The organism is Actinotalea ferrariae CF5-4 (genome assembly GCF_000603945.1).
In the GTDB taxonomy this organism is placed as follows: Bacteria; Actinomycetota; Actinomycetes; order Actinomycetales; family Cellulomonadaceae; genus Actinotalea; species Actinotalea ferrariae.
This window is the reverse complement of sequence record NZ_AXCW01000326.1, coordinates 1-3828: the sequence shown is the minus strand read 5'-3', so window position 1 is coordinate 3828 and position 3828 is coordinate 1. Positions and strand designations below refer to the sequence as shown.

General features: G+C 72.4%; 3 protein-coding genes. All 3 read right to left on the bottom strand.

The window, feature by feature from the left end; all coding sequences use genetic code 11:
• Nucleotides 1–108: 108 nt before the first annotated feature.
• The 3 genes from N866_RS17155 to N866_RS17145 all read right to left on the bottom strand — a co-directional run bounded on the left by N866_RS17155 (nucleotide 109) and on the right by N866_RS17145 (nucleotide 3243).
• Nucleotides 109–1068: a type IV toxin-antitoxin system AbiEi family antitoxin domain-containing protein gene (locus N866_RS17155; RefSeq protein WP_155855449.1), complete on the bottom strand. Its 960-nt coding sequence runs from the start codon at nucleotides 1066–1068 to the stop codon at nucleotides 109–111.
• A gap of 355 nt (nucleotides 1069–1423) precedes the next feature.
• A complete protein-coding gene (locus N866_RS17150; protein ID WP_034228798.1) occupies nucleotides 1424–2515 on the bottom strand; it encodes an inositol-3-phosphate synthase in 1092 nt (363 codons plus the stop codon).
• Between the two features lie 20 nt (nucleotides 2516–2535).
• Nucleotides 2536–3243 (bottom strand): PadR family transcriptional regulator, encoded by a 708-nt coding sequence (locus N866_RS17145; RefSeq protein WP_034228795.1) that lies wholly within the window; start codon nucleotides 3241–3243, stop codon nucleotides 2536–2538.
• Between the last annotated feature and the right edge of the window lie 585 nt (nucleotides 3244–3828).

Sequence of the window (3828 nt, the reverse complement as noted above, 5' to 3'; positions counted from 1 at the left end):
CCCCGCGCCCCGCCCGCGCCCCGCCCCGCCCCGCCCGAAGCGTTTGTCATCGCCAGCGCAACAAAGGCTCCGGCGCATCTGTGGTGGCGCTTCGTCGAGCGCCCGACGTCAGGAGCCGGGACTCGTCGGGATCGTGCAGCTCGGGCCGCATCGCCGCGGCGCTCCCACCCATCCGCGGCCGCGCAGGGCCTGCGCCACCTGGCCCGCCGTCGTGCACGGCGTCACGGCCACGTGCCACCACCGGTAGCGGAGGGTCAGCTCGAGGCGCTCGAGCGCCACGGCGTTGTCGCGCCACACGTCGCGGTCCGTACGACCGCCGGGATGAGCGAGGTAGCCGTCCAGCTCCACCCGGACACCTACGTCGTACCAGCAGTCCGCCCTGATCCATCCTCCTGCGACGCGGTGACGCGCCTGCGGTGTCCCGGAGGGAAGCCCGTGCGCGCGCTCGACATCGCGGTGGTAGCGGTGCTCCATGGGCGACTCGGTGGTGAGGACGCCGTCGTGGAGCAGGTCCAGGAGCAGGTCCCGGTGCCGGAACCGGGTCCGACGGTGGGCCGACTCCGCCACGGCCTCCGGGAACGTGCCGGCGCGAACCGCCCGTGCCAGCCAGCCGACGGCGTCGTCGACCGACCGGCTCGCCGCCACGAGGTCCACGGTGGTCTCCGACCTGGTGACGGTACGGAGCCCTGCACTCGCCTGGGGCATGTCCTCGCGGACGCGGATGCGGACCCCTTCGGTCGGTCGCACCCGTCGGTGGCCCGGGACGCTCACCTCGATCGTGGTCGGCTCGTGCCGAGTGAAGCCCCACAAGCGCGCGGCGGACTCGTGCGACAGGGCGGCACCCGCACCGGCGTAGAGGAGTGCGGCCCACGCCCGGGCGCGCCAGTCGACCGGTCCGGAGTGGACGACGACGACGCCCTGGTGGAGGCGCTGCCACCGGCCCGCCCGGACCTGGCTCGCGACCCACGAGCGCAGGACGCCCGCAGCCTGGAGCTGCGCCGTCGTGAGGACGCCCGACTGACGCTTGGCACGGATGAGGGTGGCGCGGACGGCGTCGCGAGAGCTCACCGGGGAAGCGTGGAGGTCCTGCACGACGGCCGCCGGGACGGTCACTGTCACCTGTGGACGGACGCGGCTCGCCGCGGCCTCTGCCCCCACCGGATCGCGAGCCAGCGCTTCACCGAAGCCTTCGGTGCACGATCCGTCACAAACGCTTCGGTGGCGGGTGGCGGGTGGCGTGTGGCGGGTGGCGGGGTGGCGGGGTGGTGGGTACGGCGAAGGGCCCGACGCTGCGCGCCGGACCCTTCACCTGCGACTCGCTACGCGTCAGCGCTCGTGCCCTTGCTCGCGCTGAGCGGCGTTCCGTTACGGCCGAGGGCGCCGACGCTGCGCGCCGACGCCCTCTACCTTCACTGCACTCTGCTCAGCGCTCGGCGTCACCGGCGATGAAGGCCTCGAGCTGCGCCCGGCCCTTCGTGTCCTCCATCTGCACCGGCGGCGACTTCATGAAGTACGTCGACGCGGAGATGATCGGGCCACCGACCCCACGGTCCTTGGCGATCTTCGCGGCGCGCAGGGCGTCGATGATGATGCCGGCCGAGTTGGGCGAGTCCCAGACCTCGAGCTTGTACTCCAGGTTCAGGGGGACCTCACCGAACGCGCGGCCCTCGAGGCGGACGTACGCCCACTTGCGGTCGTCGAGCCACGCGACGTAGTCCGACGGGCCGATGTGGACGTTGCGGTCCTCCTTCTTGTTGGCCAGCGAGCCCTCGAGGTTCGAGGTCACGGCCTGCGTCTTGGAGACCTTCTTGGACTCCAGGCGCTCGCGCTCGAGCATGTTCTTGAAGTCCATGTTGCCGCCGACGTTGAGCTGGTACGTGCGGTCCAGCGTGACGCCGCGGTCCTCGAAGAGCTTCGCCATGACGCGGTGCGTGATCGTCGCGCCGACCTGCGACTTGATGTCGTCGCCGACGATCGGCACGCCGGCCGCCTCGAACTTCGCGGCCCACTCGGGGTCGGACGCGATGAAGACCGGCAGGGCGTTGACGAAGGCGACGCCCGCGTCGATCGCGCACTGCGCGTAGTACTTCGCGGCGTCCTCGGACCCGACGGGCAGGTAGCAGATCAGGACGTCGACCTGCGCCTCGCGCAGCGCGGCGACGACGTCGACCGGCTCGGCGTCGGACTCGTCGATGGTCAGGGAGTAGTACTTCCCCAGGCCGTCGAGGGTCGGGCCCCGCTGCACGGTCACGCCGAGCGGCGGGACGTCGGCGATCTTGATCGTGTTGTTCTCGCTGGCGACGATCGCCTCGGAGAGGTCGAACCCGACCTTCTTCGCGTCGACGTCGAACGCCGCCACGAACTCGATGTCAGAGATGTGGTACGGGCCGAACGTGACGTGCATCAGGCCCGGGACCGTGCTCTGCGGGTCGGCGTCCGCGTAGAACTGGACGCCCTGCACCAGCGACGCGGCGCAGTTGCCGACGCCCACGATCGCGACGCGGATCGAACTCATCCTGGCTCCTCGGTATCTCTTCAGTGCTGCGACGCGGATGCGTCGTCAGCGGTGTCGGTGGTGGTCGGACGACCACCCTCTGCTCGGTCGGCGCGGCCGCGGGGGACGCGCGTGGTGGGCCGGTCGGCCCGGGTGCCGGCGGCGCGCCCGGTCGGCGCGTCGTCGCGGTCGCGGCCGAGGCCACGCTCGTTGTCGATCAGCCCGTCGAGCCAGCGGACCTCGCGCTCGACCTGCTCCAGGCCGTGCCGCTGCAGCTCGAGCGTGTACTCGTCGAGGCGCTCGCGGGTGCGGGCCATGGCCTGCCGGACGTTCTCCAGCCGCTCGGTGAGCCGCGTGCGGCGGCCCTCGAGGATCCGCATCCGGGTCTCGGCGTCGGTCTGCGCGAAGAACGCGAACCGCACGTCGAAGCCCTCGTCCTCCCAGGACGCCGGCCCGGCCTCCGCCAGCAGGTCGGCGAAGTGCTCCTTGCCCTCGGCCGTGAGCTCGTAGACGATCCGCGCGCGCTTGCCCGACAGGGCGTGCGGCGGGGGCGTCTGCGAGGCGTCGCTGCCCTGGATGAGGCGGCGCCCCTCGAGGGACTTCAGCGCCGGGTAGAGCGAGCCGTAGGACAGCGCGCGGAACGACCCGAGCAGCAGGTTGAGCCGCTTGCGCAGCTCGTAGCCGTGCATCGGCGTCTCGTGCAGCGACCCGAGGATCGCCAGCTCGAGGACGTCGGCCCGACTGCGCACTGGGTTCCTGCCTCTCCTGAGCCGCTCCGGCGGCGCGTCGTGCCCGAGGTGCCGACCGGCGGTCCCGCCCGGGCTTCCCCGGGGCTCGGAAGCGGCCGCGCGATGTATCGAACTGATACATCGTGAGATTAGGTCGGATGGGCACGCGTTGCAAGCCGCCCCTGAGGGGACGCGTCTTCCTCAGGAGGGCGCACCGCGCCGTCTCCCGGCCATCCGGGGGTGGCGGCTCGCCGCCCCACGCCCAGGTTCTGCCCAGCATCCGCACGTACCGTCACGCTCCGTCGACGGGTGGATCGCCATACTGGTCGACGGAGAGGCGCCGTCGGCATGCCCGTTCTCGGGGAGCCGTGCCTGGTCGGCGTCCGTACCCTGACCGGTGGCCGCGCGAGCACGGCCCCCTGCTTCGACGAAAGGCACAGCGTGGCAACGGGACCTTCCCCCTCCGCACGCCCCGCGGGCTCCATGGCGTCGACACCCCCGCGCCGCAGCGTGCGCGCGGGTGCTGCGGCGCCGTCCGGAGCGCCGTGGTCGGCGACGGGTGCGCCCGGTGCACCGCGACCCCCCGCCGACGGCGGTCGGGGCGGT

Coding starts and splice junctions, on each gene's coding strand:
- N866_RS17150 (WP_034228798.1), bottom strand. CDS start 2,515: ATGAGTTCGATCCGCGTCGCGATCGTGGGCGTCGGCAACTGCGCCGCG.